Source organism: Jatrophihabitans sp., assembly GCF_036389215.1.
Taxonomy (GTDB): Bacteria; Actinomycetota; Actinomycetes; order Mycobacteriales; family Jatrophihabitantaceae; genus Jatrophihabitans_A.
This window is the reverse complement of sequence record NZ_DASVQG010000163.1, coordinates 1-17,741: the sequence shown is the minus strand read 5'-3', so window position 1 is coordinate 17,741 and position 17,741 is coordinate 1. Positions and strand designations below refer to the sequence as shown.

Below are 17,741 nucleotides of genomic sequence, written 5' to 3'. Positions count from 1 at the left end.
CTGGTCATCGATCGGCGCTGTTCGGCGTTGTCCTGCTTACTCGTCTGGTCACGCGGGCTCCCAGGTGAGTGATCCGCCCTGGTTCGCAGCACGCTCGGCTAGGCCGGAGCCGCTAGCGGCACTCGGTCGAGTACGGGCTGGAGTGCTCGATTACCCGATCGCCCACGATCGTCGTGTGGACGGTCCATGTGGCGCTGAAGGTGAGCAACGTGCCTATGAACCTGAAATGGTAGGTAATCGTTTGGTAGTTCCCGGAGGGGCCGCTGTCGCTCACGTCGATCCTGGCACCAGCGACACGGTATACGTCGCCAGTCAGCTGGCCGTAGCCCACCGAACCACTCCAGTTGTCCACCGATACATAGTGTGTGACGCCCTTGGCATCGACGACAGCATGTATTTGGGCGGCATGCTTCGGAGTGAAGTCGACGTAGTCGTACAACTCCTCACCAGCGCAGTACACGAAGTACCGGAGTGGATCACCCTGCACCGGTGTGGCGGCGGTGGGCTGCGCGGACAAGACCAGAGCGGTGACAAGCGAGGCCAGAACTCCGACGAGGCGGGATGGACGCAGCATGTGGGACCTCATTCCGGACGAGCACCGCTGCCGTCGGGCAGCGGCGAACCGCTACATCATTGGCATGATCTACCTATCGAAAGTGGACGTCCAGACTTCGCGGCGCGACCATGGCATCGCCTAAGTCACGTAACCGAGGGGCCGATTCAGTTGTGAGACCAAGGGGTTCTGACTGATTGGCTGATCAAGGCGGACACGCTCATCGCGTCTCGGCAACCGCTCGGCTGATGGGAGCGGCTGCCGAGTGTCAGGTGTTGGGCCAGCGCCTCGACAGCGGCGACGGCGTCCAGTCCGGCCAACCGACCGTCCCGATGGCGGTGCCGCCGGCCAACTGGGCAACGATGCGTGGTCCGGCGAACGTCGAGTTGTCGTACCCGGTTGCCGCGTCGGCCGTCGTCATTGCCGCGGCTACCAGCGGCCACAGCCGTTGGTAGCGCTGGCGGATCTTGGTCTCGGGCACCGGGTGGCCACCGGCGGCGACCCGGTGCGCGACGCGTTCGACGGTGAGGTCCAGCGGCACCAGCAGCACGTGGAGGAAGACGACGTATCCGCCCACGTGGGCGGCGTCGATGAGTTCAAGCTTGGAGTGGTGGGAAAAGACCGTTTCCGCGATGAACGACAGGCCGGTGCCGATGAGCGCCGCACGGGTCGCGGCGGCAACCTCAGCGGCCTGGTACGCGTGCTCCTGCTCATTGCTGGGCCATCGTTGGGCGGCGATCTCATCGGCATTGACGAACGGCACGGTCGACGGCAGGGACTTCGCGAGCGTCATGCGGACGAAGGTCGACTTGCCCGCGCCGTTGGGTCCGACGACGAGATCAAGCCGGCGCATGGGCTACGCGTGCCGCTGCGTGGGACACAGCACCTCGCCGGCGAGCGAGACCTCGGTCGCTCACGTGCGGAGCGACAGCACTGTGGTGGTGCCGTCAGGATGGTGCTGGACGAGCCGGCCGTCGTCGTCGAGGGCGACGGTGGTGATCCCCTCGGCGGCCAGCGCGGCGCCGTAGTGGGTGACCGCGAGGTTCTCCTCGATGGCCGCGGCGACCTCGGCATTGAAGGCGACGCCCTCCTCAGCCGTCAGCGCCGCCAGCGGCAGTTCCCCGGCAAGGGCGGCCTCGACGCGGTGGCGCGCCGCCGACTCGTAGCTGGTGACGGCTCTCCCGACGCGCGCCCAGTGGTCGAGCTGCTGCTTGGCCGAGCGGGATTGCCGAGCGCCCTCGGCAGCGGCTGCGTCGAACAGGTCGGCGGCGAACCGGGTGACCCGGTCCTGGGTGTCGGCCATGCCCATCACCTCGGGTAGTACGTCGACAAGTGCGTGTAGCAGATTGCTACAACCATAGCAGGACGAGATCGGTTCCGCGCGCACGCGACGGCGCCCCGAAGGCTCAAGCTCCGGGGCGCCGAGGCGTGTCGAGAAGACGTTGACGGTCAGAACCGGGTGTGGAACCACGAGTCCTTGCCGGCCGTTCCGAAGGCCGCTATGGACGTCGAGTCACCCAAGGCTCCCCAGCTGCCGCTGTTGAAGTAGCCGAGCGAGACCAGGCCGGGGTAGCTGCGGATCTGGCTCGGGATGGCCTTGAACCAGTCCGGCCGGCGTGGGTCGGCGATGCAGCCGTACTCGCCCAGGCCCATCGGCAGCTTCTTGGCGGTCGTGTCGACCGGGTCCAGCAGGCCGCCCCGGATGGCGTTATAGAACGGCGCCACCATCTGGCCGAAGCTGTGCCAGTCGGTCGCCTTGTGGTTGTAGGGGTCCCACATGATGATGTTCACGTAGTTGGGCCCGGGCCAGAGCTGCTGCAGCGACCACGCCTTGCTGGGGTCGGACGCGGTCCACCCCGACATGGTCCACGCCCACACCACGTTCGTGACGCCCCGCGCGCGGAACCGGTCGACGATGTGGCGGTAGGCCGCCGCGTAGTCGGTCCGGGTGCCGGCAGCCGCCCGGATCTTGGCTGTGCCGCCGATGTCGGGACGGTCGTCGGTCTCGGGATCGATGTCGACGATGAACTTGTACGACGGGGTGGCCTTGACCTTGGTGGCCACCGCGTCGAGGTAACGGTCGAGCGAGCCGCTGTTGACCTGCCGGTAGGTCCAGGTCTTCTGAGCGGCGCCGCTGCGATCAACCGACGACGCCCCGGGTGCCGGCTGCAGGGCCGAGTCGTAGCTGCCGTCGTAGGACACCAGCTCCCAGCCGATGTGGATGATCCGGCCCGCGGCGGCCTGAGAGAGCATCGCCGATGTCGGCCACATGTTGTTGGTGGCGTCGAAGTCCTTGAAGTAATGGATCAGGTCGAACTTTCGCCCGATCTTGCTCTCCATGGTGCTGGGGTCCGCGCCGCCTGCCCCGTAGTAGCCGAACAGCGCACCGGTGCCCTGCGCCGGCAGCACCCCGGACGTCGTGGTGCTGGCAGCGGGCTCTGTCGTGGTGAGCGGCACGACGCTGACGTCGTCGACGAGGAAGGACCGGCCGGCGCCGAGGTCCCAGGCCAGCGCGTTCACGTCGATGCTGTCCCCGCTGCGGGGGGCCACCAGGTCCACCGTGATCTTGTGCCAGAGCGTGTCGGTGGCCGCGTAGTAGCCCTGCTTGCTCGCTGCCAGCGCGTTGCTGGTGTTGAACTCGAGCAGGCGCAGCACCAGCGAGGTGTTGGACTGGCTCGCGCGCAGCCAGGCCGTTGCCCGGTAGGTCCGGCCCGCGGTCGTGCTGGGAACGCTGTTCGGCGCGTCGTTCAGGACCGTGGTGGCCGTGCTGGCCGCGGTGTTGGACACCCGAGCGGCGTAGCTGCCGGTGTGCCCGCCCGAGACCCGGGCCAGTGCTACCGGGGCTGAACCGTCGTCCTTCGGGGTGGCGATCCAGCCGCTGGTGCCTGTCTCGAACGTTCCGTTCGAGACCTCCTCGACCGCGGCGACGGTCGGTGACAGGGCGACGCTGGCGATGACGGCCGTCAGGCAGGTCAGCACGGCCAGGCCGGGGCGAAGGCCCCGGCTCCTCCAGCCCGCTCTGGACGTCGTGGACGCGGCGTGCCGGCCGGTGCCTGGATCAGCCTGGTGTGCGGGCCTGTGCACTGCCGTGCGGGCATGACGGAGCAAGGGGAATCCTCTCCTCACGCCTGCGGGGTGAGCTGTCGGGTTCGGGCGGGAGGTGCCCGGCCGCGGTTACGCGGCTTAACCCCTAGGTCGCGCGAGCGACCGTTACGGTGGTTCCCCCACTCCTGCCGAGCGGTTCTGAAGAGGTGGTCACGGGCGGGGCAGGATTCGGCGAGCCGCGCGGACAGCGCACCCCTCTGGGCGCGCGCGTCCCTCAACCTAAGGGTTCCGGCAGCGGGACGGCAAGCGGCGCACCGGCAACTTGACCAGACGTAGAGGTACCTACGAGGCGATCACAGCGCCCCGCTAGCCCCTACACAATTGCCTGGCATCCTCGGCCTGACCGGTCGCGGCGTTGACGACCACCAGGTAGAGGCAGTGCAAGTCGTCACTCGACGCTGCGGGTTGGGAACCCCGGTCAGCTCGGCCCGTCCGCCAGGGCTTACTCCCCTGCCAGATCACGATCCAGGCGGGATGCGACGGGTAGGTGTCCTGCCCCGGGTAACCGATGGAGATCGAACGCAGCGTCACCGTGGGAGTGCCGGGTTGGTAGGCGGCGTTGAAACCTATCCTCATCGCCGCTTCCACAGCGGCGGTGGCGTCGATCGCGGGTACATAGGCGGGATCTATCGGCCGCGATACCAGTCCTGAGTCATACGTTATGGCCGATGGCTCATCCGGCGTAGCGAACGGACCAGCGGCGAACGGATCAGCGGCGAGCACTGGCCGGCGCTCAGGTGCCGCAGAACGTCACGTAGCCGCCGAAGTCCTCCGGCGCGGGTGCGGCGTAGCGCTCCAGACCCGGGCGCTCGTCGAAGGGCGCGGTCACCGCGTCGACCAGCCGACCCAGCGGACCGAGATCCCCGCCGACCGCGGCGCTGAGAGCCTCCTCGACGAGGTGGTTGCGCGGGATGTACACGGGGTTCACCCGGTCCATGGCACGCCCGTCCGGCGCGAAGGCCCGCCAGCGCCGCAGCCAGCCGTCGACGGCGGCGAGGTCGAGGACCAGACCGCGCACGGCTTCGGCGTCGCCCCTGGCCGCCGAGCCGAGGCCCCGGAAGAACGACGTGTAGTCGACGTGGTTGGCCTGCAGCAGCGCCAGCAGCTCCTCGACCAGCGAGGTGGCCTCGGCGTCGTCGACATCGTCCGGCAGGCCCAGCTTGGCGCGCATGCCGGCCGACCACGCGGCGGCGTACCGCTCACGGAACCGCCCGAGCGCCTCCATCGCGAGGGCGATCGACTGCTCCTCGTCCTCGGCGAACAGCGGCAGCAGCGTCTCGGCCAGCCGGGCCAGGTTCCACTCCGCGGCCAGCGGCTGGTTGCTGTAGGCGTAGCGCCCGCCCGCGTCGATCGAGCTGAACACGGTGGCGGGGTCGAAGGCGTCCAGGAAGGCGCACGGGCCGTAGTCGATGGTCTCGCCGGAGATCGTCATGTTGTCGGTGTTCATGACGCCGTGGACGAACCCGGCCAGCATCCACCGGGCCACCAGCGACGACTGGGCGGCGATCACGGCCTCGAACAGGGCGAGGTAGCGGTGCGGGGCGTCTGCGGCGCCGGGATGGTGCCGGGTGATCGCGTGGTCGGCCAGCCGGCGCAGCAGTCCGGTGTCCCCGGTCGCGGCGGCGTACTGGAAGCTGCCCACCCGCAGGTGGCTGCTGGCGACCCTCGCCAGCACCGCGCCCGGCAACACGGTCTCGCGCCGCACCCCGCGCCCGGTCGCCACCACGGCCAGCGAGCGGGTCGTCGGGATGCCGAGCGCGTGCATCGCCTCGCTGATGACGTACTCGCGCAGCATCGGGCCCACCGCGGCCAGCCCGTCACCGCCGCGCGCGAACGGCGTCCGCCCGGACCCCTTCAGGTGCAGGTCGAGACGCCGCCCGTCGGCAGTGACCACCTCGCCCAGCAGCAGCGCCCGCCCGTCACCCAGGCGCGGCACGAACCCGCCGAACTGGTGCCCGGAGTACGCCTGCGCCACCGGAGTGGCCCCGCCGGGCACCAGGTTGCCCACCAGGAACCGCGCGCCCTCGGGGCTGCGCAACCAGTCCGGAGCCAGGCCCAGCTCGGTGGCGAGGGGCTCGTTGAGCACCAGCAGCTTCGGGTCGGGAACCGACGCGGCCTGCCAGGCAACGGCCAGCTCGCCCAGCTCGCGGGCGAACCGGTCATCGAGTGTGACCGTGGGCACGGGTGCAACGCTCATCTATCCAAGGCTACCTGCGGTTCGTGCCAAGCTCCGGTGTCGGTGACCTAGGCTCCGGCGTCGGGCGCGATGTGGAAGACGCCGATGGTCGCGAGGACGGCCGCCTCGACCTCGGCCTTCTCGATACCGAGGTTCGCCAGCGGGCCCGAGCCGGCTTCGTGCTCCAGCAGGGCGAGCAGGATGTGCTCGGTGCCGACGTAGTTGTGCCCCAGCCGGAGCGCTTCGCGGAAGGTCAGCGCCAGCGCCTTGCCCGCGTCCGTGCCGTACGGGATGAGGTCGGGCACCTCGGCAGCCGCCGGCGGCAGCGCCGCGGTCACCGCGGTCCGGACGGCCTCCGGTTCGACGCCCTGAGCCTTGAGGACCACAGCCGCGACCGCCTTGGGCTCGGTGAGCAGCCCCAGGATGAGGTGCTCGGTCAGGATCGTGTCGTTGCCCGCGGCCCGCGCCTCGTTCTGGGCAGCCATCACGACGTTCCTGGCCCGTTGGGTGAACCGGCTGAACCCCTGGCTCGCATCGAGGTCCGGGGCGGCGGCCTTGGGCACGAAGCGCTTCTGCGCGGCCTGCTTGGTGACCCCCATGCTGCGGCCGATGTCGGTCCAGGAAGCACCGGATCGTCGAGCCTGGTCGACGAAATGGCCGATCAGGTGGTCGGCCACCTCGTCGATGTGCTGCGCGGCCAGCACGGCGTCGGCCAGTTGATCGAGCGGTTCGGAATGCACCTTCTTGATGGCGGCGATCAGGTCGTCGAGCCGGACTGTGCCCGCCAGCTGCGTTGGTTCCACCATGCCGACAACCTAGGTTGACGCAGGATCGGCGTCAACCTCGGGTTGTCGATCGAGCTGTAGCCGCGCGGGCGATCGTGGGCGTTGACAGTGGCTTGTGCCAGAGTGGCGGCATGGCGGGAGAGGAGTTCCGGGCAACGCTGCGCGGTAGCGAAGCCACCTTGGGCGTGGTCCGTGCCAGCGACATCGCCCGCCTGTTCACCGGCTTGGAATCCGCGGTCGCGGCAGCGGCCTACGCCGCCCTGGGAAAGCCGCGCAGAGGTTCGACGGGGCGTCACCGGGCCGCCGTCGAGGCGGCCTCGCGTCTCCACTTCCAGAACGTGGAGCCCGGCGGTGTGGTAGCCGTACTCCGACTCCCCCAGCTCGCCGAGGTCACCGACGGCACCTTCGACGTCGAGGTGGACGACCTCGCCGGAGCGGCGTTCGACCGCCTGGTCGCGTCCTTCGCCGAGCCTGACCACCACGTCGACGCCGGCATCGCCAAGGCGCTTGCCGACCTCGGCCAGGAGCTCGGCATCGGCGAGCGGCACGACGAGCTGCTGTTGACCAGTCCGCGGTCCCCTGTGGTGGGCCGCCTCGATGCCAGCGCCAAGGACCGGATGCGCCGACTGGCTGACGCACCCCTGGGGCACCAGCCGGACGTCATCGTGGGCACCCTGCATGAGGCCGACTTCGACCGTCGCACCGCTCGGCTGCACGCGACAACGGGCGAGACGGTGACCGTCGAGTTCCCTGCCGAGCTGGATGACGAGATCCAGGAGGCCCTTCGCGCGCAAGCCGCCTTCGAAGGCATCATCAGCTTCGACCCGGCCACGGCGATCGTGCGGCGGGTGGAGTTGCGGCGCATCAGCGTCTCCGAGCCGCTCCCCTTCGACACCTCCGCGTTCTGGGTGACCACGTCCGTCGAGGATCTCGCGCACGAGCAGGGGGATCGAGCCGGCCACCTTCGAGGCCCCGTTCGCCCAGTGGAACGAGCGGGAACTCGCTGACATCGCCGGCGCCCTGGCGGATCTGGACGCATGAACCCGGACGACGTACCGGCCGGCCCGCTGTTGATCGACACCGACGTCGCCAGCTGGCTGCTGACCGGCGCTTCCCAGGCCGAGCCGTGGCTGCCGCTACTTCGGGGACACCTCTTGACGCTGTCGTTCGCGACTCTCGGGGAGCTTCTCGCCCTGCCCCTCTCCCGGGGCTGGGACTCCACGCGGATCTCCGCGTGGAGCGACACCGTTCGGCGCAACTTCGTCGTGCTGCCCTTCGACGCGACGATCACCGGGCAATGGACCGCACTGCACGTTCGTTACCGGGGGCACCTGCGACGAGGTGGAGCGAACGACCTGTGGATCGCGGCGTCGGCACTGGCGGCGGACCCGGCGCTGCCGCTGGCAACGAACAACCTGAGCGACTTCACCAGGGTCGCCGCCGACTATCCGCTGCGCCTGATCCATCCCGACCTGTAGTCCGGGCTCCGGCGTGGTGCCTTGTTACGAGCCGGTCTGGTCACGAGCCGGCAGGCCCGACCAGGGCGGTGGCTCGATCGGCAAGGGCAGCGAGCACGTCGGCGTGAGCCGGGCCGGTACTGACGCCCAGGGCCAGCGCGCCGTCACCGATCTGCAGTTCGAAGGTGAAGAAGCGGCAGCACTCGGTCTCGCGGGCAGCCAGGCCGGCGGCCGTCGCCGCCACCTCGGGACCACCGGTCAATGCCAGCCAGAGGTGCGTGGCGTCTACCCGCCGCACCTGGCGGACGTGCCGCGCGAACAGGTCGTCGAATTCCGCCAGCCGCAACGGCTGCTCGGTCGTGGGCAAGGTGCACGTGGACGGTGCCCAGCTGAGGTCGATTCCGCGCGTCTGCATGCCTTGACCGTATTCCTCTACACGCGTGCCGGTTGCAAGTCCGACTCTGTCGTCTGACCCTGTCGCCCATGGCAATGGTGGGATGGGGCGTGACTATTCCCCGGATGCATGCAGATGAGGTCGAGGTCGATCGCGACCTCGTCCGCAACCTGCTGGCCGAGCAGGCGCCCCAGTGGGCACGGCTCCCGCTCAGCCGGTTGCCCACCTGGGGAACCGACCACGTGATCTACCGGCTGGGCGATGAGCTGTCCGTGCGGCTGCCCAAGATCGGCTGGGCGGCGTCCCAGGGCGAGAAGGAACAGCGGTGGCTGCCACTGATCGCCGCGCAGGTGGCGGTCGAGGTTCCGGTACCGCTGTTCCTCGGACGGCCGCAAGGGCGCTACCCCTACCGCTGGTACGTCTCGCCCTGGCTCGCCGGCGAGAACCCTCGGCCGGGGGGCGAGCTGAGCGTGCTCGCCGGTGACCTGGCCGCCTTCGTGCTCGACCTGCAACGCCTGGAGCCATCAGGCGCACCTCGGCCGGCGGGCGGCGACCGAGGAGGACCGCTGCCCGAGGCCGACACCGCGACCCGGGAGCCTGCCGAGCAGTTGCGCGGCCGGACCGACGTTGACGCCCTGCTTGCTGTCTGGCAGGCGGGGGTGGCCGCGCCGGGCTGGGACGGGCCGCCACGCTGGGTGCATGGCGACCTGATGGAGGGCAACCTGCTGGTTCGGGGTGGCCGGCTGGCCGCGGTCATCGACTGGGGCAGCTGCAAGGCCGGTGACCCGGCCATCGACCTGATCGCGGCCTGGAGCTTGTTCGACGGGCCGAGCCGGCAGGTCTTTCGCCGGCGTCTCGGCTTCGTGGACGAGCCGATGTGGCTGCGCGGCAGAGCATGGGCCGTCTCCGCCGCCGTCCAGGCACTGCCGTACTACCGCGACACCAACCCCGACATCGTCGCTCGGTCCTGGCGGGTGGTGAAGGCCGTGCTCGCCGACCTCGACTAGGACGACGACCCGCGGGAGGCTCGCGAGGTCCTGTCACAAGATGGGTTGGGGTGACAAGCCCGAGTGGACGTCCGGGCCGCTACAGGTCCAGAACCCGGCGCAGGCCGCGATCAACCTCACGCAGCAGGGCGAGCGGCACGAACCCGGCTTGTTCGGTGAGGTCCGTCTTGGTGAGGGTCACCACCGCGGTGACAGTCACGACAGAGTCGCGCGGCAAACCGGTTGCCTGCGCGGGCAGGAATACGTTGCCGGGCATTGACGCCAAGTCGGTATTGGACGTGACAACCACGGCCAGCACCGTCGCCAACCGGCTCGCGTTATAAGTGTCTGCCGATATCACCAGCACCGGGCGGCGCTTGGCTGGGCGAGATCCGACCGGCGCCCCCAGGTCTGCCCAGTAGATGCGACCCCGTGTAATCACCACTCAGGTGTCGCATCCAAGACCCGTCGCCCCGCAGCGACAGCCTCCTCGGCAGTGTCGTCACGCCCATTCAGCGCGGCGACTGCTTGGTCGATCTGATGGGTCAACGACTGCTCGTCCAGCTCGTCCAGGTAGCGGGCGGCCGCGCGGGCGAAGAATTCCGACCGGCTCATGCCTAGATCGCGGGCCCGCCGCGACGCTCTTTCGAAAGTCTCATCAGGTATGGAGATAGCAGTCTTCACCCGGTGAGTATAACCGGGTATTACCACGGACTCGAACGGGTTGTCCGGCTGACTTATCGCCACCGGTCGAGCGTCAGCGGAGCAGCTTCGCGGCGACCTCGCCGATCGCCTGGTCGAGGATCTCGACGCCGAGCGCAATCTCCTCCTCGGTGCTGGTCAGCGGCGGCGCGATCCGGAAGGTGCCGCCCATGCCCGGCAGCTGCACCACGTTCATGTGCAGTCCCAGCTCCAGGCACCGCGCGGTCACCAGGGCGCCCAGCTCGTCCGAACCGGCCTTGGTGTCGCGGTCCATCACCAGCTCGACACCCTGCAGCAGCCCGCGCCCCCGGACATCACCCACCACGACATGCCGCTCCTGCACGGCCAGCAGTCCGTCCCGCAGCACCGCGCCGAGCTTGCGGGCCCGCTCGTCCAGCTGCTCCCGTTCGAGCACGTCCAGCACCGTGTTGCCGACCGCGGCGACCAGCGGGTCCGAGACATGCGTGGTGTAGAACAGGAAACCGCGCCGGTGGGCCTCCTCCTCGATGGCTGCCGTGGTCACCACCGCCGCCAGCGGCAGCCCCGCGCCCAGGGTCTTGGACAGCGTGATGATGTCGGGGACGACCCCGTCGCGCTCGAAGGCGTACCAGGTGCCGGTGCGGCACAGCCCGGTCTGCGCCTCGTCCAGGATCAGCAGCATCCCGCGCTCCTCGCACTTGCGCTTCAGCGCGGCGAGGTAGCCGACCGGCGGCTCGATCACCCCACCGGAGCTGAGGATCGGCTCCACCAGGCAGGCGGCGAGGCTGCCCACCGACTGGGCGTCGATCAGGGCGAAGGACCAGTCCAGCTGCTTCTGCCAGTCGAAGGTGCCGTCGGCGGTGACGAAGTCCGGGCGGTAGCTGTTCGGGGTCGGGATCGCCAGCTGGCCCACCGTGGGGCCGTAACCGCTACGTCCGGCGCTGTAGGTGGCGCCCGCCGCGCCTGCGGTCATTCCGTGCCAGGAACCGGCGAACGACACGATCTCGTGCTTGCCGGTGACCAGCTTGGCCATCCGCAGCGCCGCCTCGTTCGACTCTGCCCCGGTGGTCAGCAGCAACGTCTTGGTCAGCGGTGCCGGCAGCGACTCGGCCAGCCGGCGCGCGAGCTCCACCACCGGGCGCGACAGCATGCCGCTGAACAGGTGATCGAGCATGCCGATCTGCCGGCGCACGGTGGCGACGATGTCGGGATGGGAGTGGCCGAGGATCGCGCTCATCTGCCCGGACGTGAAGTCCAGCACCTTCCGGCCGCCCTCGGTGTAGAGGAAGCTGCCCTCGGCGCGCTCGATGATCTCACGCGTGAAGGTGCCGCCGTACCGGACCAGGTGGTGATCGACGTCGGACCAGAAGTCGGAAGTCATGGCCAGACGTTACAACCTCCGTACGCCCGGCCGACAGCCGTTGCCGGCACGGCGGGACCGTGGGGTGCCGAACCGGTTTCGCCCCTGGGGAAAGGGTGGAACTCGCTCGCCCTTTGGTGGCAGGCTCTACTACGAGGAACGACCAGCAGCGAGTCGGTGATTGCGCCTCAGACCACGACGGCGACGTCCCCGCAGTCATCCTCATGCCGCCACCGCGCCATCGGCCCTTACGCGTCCCGACGTCATTCAGCCGCCAAACAATGGCCCAAGCCGACGTCGCGCACGCGGCGCCGTGGCCGGCCACCGATTGGTTTCCGAGCACGAGCCTCATCGGAGGTGGTTATGGACCAAACCGAATCCACTGACCCACTGGCCCGCGGCTTGGGCTGGGCCAGCCTGGCGCTGGGAATACCGCCCATCCTGAGCCCGGCTGGCTTCACCAGAGTGCTGGGCATCGGCAACTCGGCACGTCACCGCACGGTGGCGGTGCTGGTCGGCGCCCGTGAGCTCGGTGCCGCCACCGGGCTGCTCACCCGGCCGAACTCCGCATGGTTGTGGAGCCGGGTGGCCGGGGACGCGATGGATCTGACCATGTTGGGACGGGCGCTGAGACATCACGACGGCAGAGGCATCCGCCGGACCGCGGCAGCCGCTGCCGGCGTCCTGGCACTAACGGCTGTCGACCTGTACGCCGCGATAACCCGGCAGCGAAAGGAGTCCGCAATGCGATTGACCGGTACTACCACCATCAGCAGGCAACCCGAGGACGTCTATGACTTCTGGCGGCACTGGGAGAACCTGCCCACGTTCATGGCGCACCTCGACGAGGTCCGCAGCGAGGGCACCCGGAGCCACTGGCGGGCCTCGGCCCCGTTCGGGCGCAGCGTCGAGTGGGACGCCGAGGTTACCGAGGACGTTCCCGGCGAGCGGATCTGCTGGCGTTCGACCGAAGGCGCCGACGTCGACAATCACGGAGCCGTTCGGTTCACGCCCGCCCCGGGTGGCCGGGGCACCGAGGTACACGTGGAACTGGAGTACTCGATGCCGGCCGGCAAGCTCGGTGAGGCGGTGGCCCGGTACTTCGGCGAGGACCCGCACCAGCAGATCGATGACGACCTGCGGCGGCTCAAGCAGGTGATCGAGACCGGTGAGGTGGTGCGCTCGGACGGTGCTCCCGGCGGCAAGCGGGCTCGCAGCGAGTTCCCGCAGCACCCGGCTCAGCCGCTGACCGCCGACGAACTGGCCAAGGAGGTATCGGCATGAAGGCAACGATCTGGGCCGGACGCAACAAGGTCGAGGTGACCGAGGTTCCGGACCCGAGCATCCTCAACAGCCGTGACGCGATCGTCAAGATCACCTCGACGGCGATCTGCGGCTCGGACCTGCACCTGGTGGACGGCTACGTGCCCACCATGCAGAAGGGCGACATCATGGGCCACGAGTTCATGGGAGAGGTCGTCGAGGTCGGTCCCGGCGTGAGCCCGGCGAAGCTGGCGGTCGGCGACCGGGTGGTGGTGCCGTTCCCGATCGCGTGCGGAGGCTGCTCGGCGTGCCTGGCCGAGCTCTGGTCATGTTGTGAGAACTCCAACCCCAATGCCGGTCTGGCAGAGAAGACCTTCGGCCACCCGGTTGCCGGGATCTTCGGCTACTCCCACCTCACCGGTGGCTTCGCCGGCGGCCAGGCCGAGTACGCCCGGGTGCCGTTCGCCGACGTCGGGCCGCTGAAGATCGAGTCGGACCTGGCCGACGAGCAGGTGCTGTTCCTGTCCGACATCCTGCCCACCGGCTACATGGGTGCCGAGATGTGCAACATTCGCCCCGGTGACGTGGTCGCGGTCTGGGGCGCCGGGCCGGTCGGGCAGTTCGCGATGGACAGCGCCCGGGTGCTCGGTGCGGAGAAGGTCATCGCGATCGACAAGGAGTCCTACCGGCTCAAGATGGCCGAGCAGGCCGGGCACCTCACGATCAACTTCTCCGACGTCGACGTCCGCTCCCAACTGCTGGAGCTCACCGGTGGCCGCGGGCCTGACCACTGCATCGACGCGGTCGGTATGGAAGCCACCCACGGCTCGACCCACATCAACACCTACGACCGGGTCAAGCAGGCCACCCGCAGCGAGAGCGAGCGTCCGCACGCGCTGCGGCAGGCGATCATGAGCTGCCGCAGCGGCGGCACCGTGTCGGTGATCGGGGTCTACGGGGGGTTCCTGGACAAGTTCCCGTCCGGGGCCTGGATGAACCGCTCGATCACCCTGAGGACCGGCCAGTGCCACGTGCACCGCTACATGCGCCCGCTGCTGGAGCGGATCGAGCGCGGTGAACTCAACCCGACCCGGATCATCACCCACCAGCTGCCGCTGGAGCAGGCACCGCACGGGTACGAGATCTTCAAGAACAAGCAGGACAACTGCGAGAAGGTGGTACTCAAGACCTGAGTCCTCGTCAGACCTGAGTCCTCGTCCTGGGCCCTCTCTCATCCGCGCTGACGTACCGTCTGCACTGCAGATCGCGGGCGCTGGAGGGTCCAAGCCCGCCGCCGGAGCGGGAAGGGTGGCCAGGGGTGGTCCTGAGGGAGGCGGTGGCCCGGCCGGCGAAGGCGCCGGCCGAGCCGCCCACTTCCCCGGTGCTGACCGGCTGGCGGGACGAGTTCGTGGCGCTGGCCGGCCGGGTCATCGTGCTGGGCGGCTTCTGGTCGCTGGTGAGCCTGATCCTTCAGCCGGTCCGCTGGGTTCGCTGGATCGACGACCTCTTCGGCCTGGTCAACCTGCCGGCCGGGCCGAGCCTGTTCTCCACCGTGCTGCTGTTCGTGGTCGGCGGCGCGGTCCGGCGGCGGATGAAGGTCTCGCTGTGGTTGCTGCTGGCCTTCCAGGCGGTGGCCCTGCTCAACCTGGCGGGCGTGGTGGTGCAACTGGCCCTGGACCGGGACGAGGCCCGCCGGATCCGAACCGTCGAGGTCGCCGAGCTGCTGGTGAACCTGCCGCTGACGATCCTGCTGGTGGTGCTGCTCTGGCGAAGCCGGGGCGCGTTCACGTCCCGTCTCGAACCGGGCGCGCGCTGGCGGGCGCTGGCCGCCCTGGTGGCCGGCCTGATGGTCTCGGCCGGCGTCACGCTGGCCCTGACGCTGAGCTTCCCCGACACCCTGACCGGGATCGGGCACAAGCTGGCCTGGGCGCTGCGGGTGTCCTTCGGCGTCGAGCCGAGCGCCACCGAGGTGGGCTGGCACGACCAGCACGGTCACCACTGGATCGCCGCGGTGTCGGGCCTGCTGTCGGCACTGGCGCTGGTGCTGGCCGCGCTGATCTTCCTGCGCTCCGCGCGCGCCAAGGCCTACCTGACCGCCCAGGACGAGCTTGAGGTGCGGCGGCTGCTGCTGCAGGCGGGTGAGCGGGATTCCCTCGGCTACTTCGCCACCAGGCACGACAAGTCGGTGATCTTCGCGCCGGGCCACTCCGCCGCGGTGACCTACCGGGTGCTGGCCAACGTCAGCCTGGCCAGCGCCGACCCCATCGGGCCACCAGCTGCCTGGCCGGCTGCCATCACGGCGTGGCTGGCCGAGGCCCGGACGTTCGGCTGGTTCCCGGCGGTCCTGTCGGCGAGTGCCGAAGGCGCCCAGGCCTACGCCGCGGCCGGGCTGAAAGCACTGCCGATCGGCGACGAGGCGATCATCGACGTCGACACCTTCACCGTCGAGGGCCCGACGATGCAGCCGGTCCGGCAGGCGGTGCACCGGGTGCGGCGGGCCGGCTACACCATCTCGGTACGCCGGCACGGCGACCTCTCCGCCGAGCAACTGGCCGAACTGTCCCAGCGCGCCGAGGACTGGCGCGGCGAGGACACCGAACGCGGGTTCTCGATGGCGCTGGGCCGGCTCGGCGACCCGGTGGACGGCGAGTGCGTCGCGGTACTGGCCCACGACCGCGACGGCCGGCTGCGCGGGCTGCTGTCCATGGTGCCGTGGGGCAAGCGCGGCCTGTCGCTGGACCTGATGCGCCGGGACCGGACGGCGGAGAACGGCCTCGTCGAGGCGATGGTCTCAAGCCTGGTCAACGCCTGCCGCGACGAGCTGGGGATCCGCTACCTCTCGCTGAACTTCGCCATGTTCCGGGGGGTGTTCAACGCCGCGGAGCGGGTCGGCGCCGGCCCGGTGGTGCGGATGACCAGCCGGGTGCTGACGTTCGCGTCCCGGTTCTGGCAGATCGAGAGCCTGTACCGGTCCAATGCCCGCTACCTGCCCCGCTGGCTGCCGCGCTACCTGTGCTACGACTCCTCGCTCACCCTGACCCGGGTGGCGCTGGCGGCCGGCATCGCCGAGGGCTTCCTGCCCGCCGTCGAAGGCAGTGGCGAACGCTCCTACGACGGCCGGGTGGTGCTGGAGGGCCGGTCACTGCCGTTCGCCGACGCGGTGGCCGCCCAGTACCGCTCCGCACGTCAGGGCGTCCGGCCGGTGCGGCGGTTGAGCGAGCAGCAACGGGTCCGCCACCAGAAGCTGGCCCGGTTGGTCCAGGCCGGCCGCGAGCCCTACCCGGTGTCGGTGCCGCGCAGCTGCGACGTCGCGAGCCTGGTCGAGCGCTTCGCGGGCCTGCCGGCCGACGCCCGTACCGGCCAGCTGGTCTCGGTGGCGGGCCGGGTGCGCGCGCTGCGCGACTTCGGTGGCCTGACCTTCGCCACCGTGCAGGACGGCCAGACCAGCATCCAGGCGATGATCAGCAGCGCCACCCTCGGCACCGCCGAGCACCGGTTGCTGCGCTCGACCGTGGATCTCGGCGACTTCGTCAGCGTCACCGGCGAGATCGTCACCTCCCGGCACGGTGAGCTGTCGGTGCGGGTGGAGTCCTGGCGGATGGCTGCCAAGTGCTTGCGTCCGCTGCCCGACGGCCATGCCGGCCTGGCCGATCCGGACGCCCGGGCCCGGCTGCGACACGTCGACCTGATCGTCGACCCCGAGGCGATGCAGCTCCTGACCCGGCGCAGCGTCGCGGTCCGGGAGCTGCGCCAGGCGTTGGACCGGCGCGGCTTCACCGAGGTCGAGACCCCGATGCTGCAACCGGTGCACGGCGGCGCGAACGCCCGGCCGTTCGTCACCCACAGCAACGCCTACGACGCCACCCTCTACCTGCGGATCGCCCCTGAGCTGTTCCTCAAGCGGCTGTGCGTGGCGGGGCTGGGAAGGGTGTTCGAGCTCAACCGCAGCTTCCGCAACGAGGGCGCCGACGCCACCCACAATCCCGAGTTCACCTCGGTGGAGGCCTACCAGGCCTACGCCGACTACCTGGACATGCGCGAGCTCACCCGGCAGCTGATCCTCGAGGTCGCCACCGCGATGTACGGCTCCCCGATCGCCCGGCGGCCCGGTCCGGACGGCACGCTGACCGAGGTGGACCTGTCCCGGCCGTGGCGGTCGGTGACGGTTCATCAGGCCGTCTCGCAGGCCTGCGGGGTGCCGGTGACCGTGGACACCGGCCTGGCGGAGCTGAGCCGGCTGTGCCGGGCACACGGCATCAACCGGCCGCCCGACGCCAGTCCCGGGGACCTGGTCACCGAGCTGTACGAGGTGCTGGTGGAGAAGCAGACCCAGCAGCCGACCTTCTACCTGGACTTTCCGGTGGAGAGCTCGCCACTGACCCGGGTGCACCGCGCCGACCCGCGGCTGGCCGAGCGCTGGGATCTGGTGGCCTTCGGGACGGAGATCGGCACCGCGTACTCCGAGCTCATCGACCCGGTCGACCAGCGGCAGCGGCTGGTGGAGCAGTCGCTGCGGGCCGCCGATGGCGATGTCGAGGCGATGCAGGTGGACGAGGCGTTCCTGTCGGCCCTGGAGTATGCGATGCCCCCGACCGGTGGCCTGGGGCTAGGGGTGGACCGGCTGGTGATGATGCTGTCCGGGGCCAGCATCCGGCAGACCCTGGCGTTTCCGTTCCTGCGCCCGGGCGGCCGCTGATCCAGCCGCCCGGCGGCTCACCCATCAGCCGCTGCACCAACCTCACCGGTCCGTACAGCTAACCGGCCCAGGTGGTGGACCGGCGGGCAAGCTCGAACACCGCGCCCACCTGCGCCGCAGACAGCACCGTGCCGCGTTGGGACAGCCAGTCGGCGACCGTGCGCCGAGCCAGGACGTACACGTCGCCGCCGGGCGGCTGGCTCTTGACGGTGAACCTGGTCCGGTCACAGATGACGGCGATCAAGCCGGTCACGTGCACCGGAAAGCCCGCCCGGGCGGTCAGCA

Annotated in this window: 17 protein-coding genes, 1 pseudogene and 1 riboswitch; of the genes and pseudogenes, 6 read left to right on the top strand and 12 right to left on the bottom strand. The window is 69.8% G+C overall.

Annotated features, from left to right (window positions below; all coding sequences use genetic code 11):
- Positions 1-112: 112 nt before the first annotated feature.
- From VF542_RS08345 to VF542_RS08315, 7 genes are all read right to left on the bottom strand, one after another.
- On the bottom strand, positions 113-574 hold the full coding sequence (locus tag VF542_RS08345; RefSeq protein WP_408651236.1) for a hypothetical protein: 462 nt from the start codon (positions 572-574) through the stop codon (positions 113-115).
- Positions 575-821: 247 nt separating this feature from the next.
- Positions 822-1,406 (bottom strand): AAA family ATPase, encoded by a 585-nt coding sequence (locus VF542_RS08340; protein ID WP_408651235.1) that lies wholly within the window; start codon positions 1,404-1,406, stop codon positions 822-824.
- Between the two features lie 60 nt (positions 1,407-1,466).
- Positions 1,467-1,856 (bottom strand): TA system antitoxin ParD family protein, encoded by a 390-nt coding sequence (locus VF542_RS08335; protein WP_408651234.1) that lies wholly within the window; start codon positions 1,854-1,856, stop codon positions 1,467-1,469.
- 146 nt (positions 1,857-2,002) lie between these two features.
- Positions 2,003-3,637: a carbohydrate binding domain-containing protein gene (locus VF542_RS08330; protein ID WP_408651233.1), complete on the bottom strand. Its 1,635-nt coding sequence runs from the start codon at positions 3,635-3,637 to the stop codon at positions 2,003-2,005.
- A 27-nt stretch (positions 3,638-3,664) separates the two neighbouring features.
- A riboswitch (cyclic di-AMP (ydaO/yuaA leader) is annotated at positions 3,665-3,803 on the bottom strand.
- A 161-nt stretch (positions 3,804-3,964) separates the two neighbouring features.
- Entirely contained in the window at positions 3,965-4,234 is a 270-nt protein-coding gene (locus tag VF542_RS08325) for a hypothetical protein (protein ID WP_408651232.1), read from the bottom strand.
- A gap of 157 nt (positions 4,235-4,391) precedes the next feature.
- Complete coding sequence (locus VF542_RS08320) at positions 4,392-5,855, bottom strand: protein adenylyltransferase SelO (RefSeq protein ID WP_408651231.1); 1,464 nt, start codon at positions 5,853-5,855, stop codon at positions 4,392-4,394.
- Between the two features lie 47 nt (positions 5,856-5,902).
- Positions 5,903-6,640, bottom strand: coding sequence for a Clp protease N-terminal domain-containing protein (locus tag VF542_RS08315; RefSeq protein ID WP_408651230.1), 738 nt, complete (start codon positions 6,638-6,640; stop codon positions 5,903-5,905).
- A gap of 110 nt (positions 6,641-6,750) precedes the next feature.
- On the opposite strand from VF542_RS08315, the gene VF542_RS08310 reads away from it, so the two are divergent.
- Together VF542_RS08310 and VF542_RS08305 are read left to right on the top strand one after the other, a co-directional pair.
- Positions 6,751-7,626: a hypothetical protein gene (locus VF542_RS08310; RefSeq protein ID WP_408651229.1), complete on the top strand. Its 876-nt coding sequence runs from the start codon at positions 6,751-6,753 to the stop codon at positions 7,624-7,626.
- Between the two features lie 30 nt (positions 7,627-7,656).
- A complete protein-coding gene (locus VF542_RS08305) occupies positions 7,657-8,097 on the top strand; it encodes a PIN domain-containing protein (RefSeq protein ID WP_408651228.1) in 441 nt (146 codons plus the stop codon).
- A 40-nt stretch (positions 8,098-8,137) separates the two neighbouring features.
- On the opposite strand, the gene VF542_RS08300 is transcribed toward VF542_RS08305, so the two are convergent.
- Complete coding sequence (locus VF542_RS08300; protein ID WP_408651227.1) at positions 8,138-8,491, bottom strand: hypothetical protein; 354 nt, start codon at positions 8,489-8,491, stop codon at positions 8,138-8,140.
- A 104-nt stretch (positions 8,492-8,595) separates the two neighbouring features.
- Between VF542_RS08300 and VF542_RS08295 the strand changes: the two genes are divergently transcribed.
- Positions 8,596-9,477: an aminoglycoside phosphotransferase family protein gene (locus tag VF542_RS08295; protein ID WP_408651226.1), complete on the top strand. Its 882-nt coding sequence runs from the start codon at positions 8,596-8,598 to the stop codon at positions 9,475-9,477.
- Between the two features lie 79 nt (positions 9,478-9,556).
- Here VF542_RS08295 and VF542_RS08290 read toward each other — a convergent pair whose 3' ends face one another.
- From VF542_RS08290 to VF542_RS08280, 3 genes are all read right to left on the bottom strand, one after another.
- Entirely contained in the window at positions 9,557-9,901 is a 345-nt protein-coding gene (locus tag VF542_RS08290; protein ID WP_408651225.1) for a type II toxin-antitoxin system PemK/MazF family toxin, read from the bottom strand.
- Positions 9,895-10,140 (bottom strand): ribbon-helix-helix protein, CopG family, encoded by a 246-nt coding sequence (locus VF542_RS08285; RefSeq protein WP_408651224.1) that lies wholly within the window; start codon positions 10,138-10,140, stop codon positions 9,895-9,897. Before VF542_RS08285 ends, VF542_RS08290 begins: the two co-directional genes overlap by 7 nt.
- A 73-nt stretch (positions 10,141-10,213) precedes the next feature.
- Positions 10,214-11,518 carry an aspartate aminotransferase family protein gene (locus VF542_RS08280; protein ID WP_408651223.1) on the bottom strand — a complete coding sequence of 435 codons (1,305 nt, stop codon included), beginning with the start codon at positions 11,516-11,518 and terminating at the stop codon, positions 10,214-10,216.
- A 342-nt stretch (positions 11,519-11,860) separates the two neighbouring features.
- Here VF542_RS08280 and VF542_RS08275 point away from each other — a divergent pair, with 342 nt between their 5' ends.
- The 3 genes from VF542_RS08275 (at position 11,861) to lysX (ending at position 17,456) form a co-directional block, all read left to right on the top strand.
- Positions 11,861-12,781, top strand: coding sequence for an SRPBCC family protein (locus VF542_RS08275; protein WP_408651222.1), 921 nt, complete (start codon positions 11,861-11,863; stop codon positions 12,779-12,781).
- Positions 12,778-13,953: a zinc-dependent alcohol dehydrogenase gene (locus VF542_RS08270; RefSeq protein WP_408651221.1), complete on the top strand. Its 1,176-nt coding sequence runs from the start codon at positions 12,778-12,780 to the stop codon at positions 13,951-13,953. Before VF542_RS08275 ends, VF542_RS08270 begins: the two co-directional genes overlap by 4 nt.
- A gap of 131 nt (positions 13,954-14,084) precedes the next feature.
- Positions 14,085-17,456: a bifunctional lysylphosphatidylglycerol synthetase/lysine--tRNA ligase LysX gene (gene lysX / locus VF542_RS08265; RefSeq protein ID WP_408651237.1), complete on the top strand. Its 3,372-nt coding sequence runs from the start codon at positions 14,085-14,087 to the stop codon at positions 17,454-17,456.
- A gap of 58 nt (positions 17,457-17,514) precedes the next feature.
- On the opposite strand, the pseudogene VF542_RS08260 reads toward lysX, so the two are convergent.
- Positions 17,515-17,741: pseudogene (locus VF542_RS08260) on the bottom strand (NERD domain-containing protein); the annotation flags it as partial.

Bases quoted from the DNA above. Each gene is read 5' to 3' on its own strand.
- VF542_RS08345 (WP_408651236.1), bottom strand. From the start codon at position 574: ATGCTGCGTCCATCCCGCCTCGTCGGAGTTCTGGCCTCGCTTGTCACC.
- VF542_RS08340 (WP_408651235.1), bottom strand. From the start codon at position 1,406: ATGCGCCGGCTTGATCTCGTCGTCGGACCCAACGGCGCGGGCAAGTCG.
- VF542_RS08335 (WP_408651234.1), bottom strand. From the start codon at position 1,856: ATGGCCGACACCCAGGACCGGGTCACCCGGTTCGCCGCCGACCTGTTC.
- VF542_RS08325 (WP_408651232.1), bottom strand. From the start codon at position 4,234: ATGAGGATAGGTTTCAACGCCGCCTACCAACCCGGCACTCCCACGGTG.
- VF542_RS08320 (WP_408651231.1), bottom strand. From the start codon at position 5,855: ATGAGCGTTGCACCCGTGCCCACGGTCACACTCGATGACCGGTTCGCC.
- VF542_RS08315 (WP_408651230.1), bottom strand. From the start codon at position 6,640: ATGGTGGAACCAACGCAGCTGGCGGGCACAGTCCGGCTCGACGACCTG.
- VF542_RS08310 (WP_408651229.1), top strand. From the start codon at position 6,751: ATGGCGGGAGAGGAGTTCCGGGCAACGCTGCGCGGTAGCGAAGCCACC.
- VF542_RS08305 (WP_408651228.1), top strand. From the start codon at position 7,657: ATGAACCCGGACGACGTACCGGCCGGCCCGCTGTTGATCGACACCGAC.
- VF542_RS08300 (WP_408651227.1), bottom strand. From the start codon at position 8,491: ATGCAGACGCGCGGAATCGACCTCAGCTGGGCACCGTCCACGTGCACC.
- VF542_RS08295 (WP_408651226.1), top strand. From the start codon at position 8,596: ATGCATGCAGATGAGGTCGAGGTCGATCGCGACCTCGTCCGCAACCTG.
- VF542_RS08280 (WP_408651223.1), bottom strand. From the start codon at position 11,518: ATGACTTCCGACTTCTGGTCCGACGTCGATCACCACCTGGTCCGGTAC.
- VF542_RS08275 (WP_408651222.1), top strand. From the start codon at position 11,861: ATGGACCAAACCGAATCCACTGACCCACTGGCCCGCGGCTTGGGCTGG.
- VF542_RS08270 (WP_408651221.1), top strand. From the start codon at position 12,778: ATGAAGGCAACGATCTGGGCCGGACGCAACAAGGTCGAGGTGACCGAG.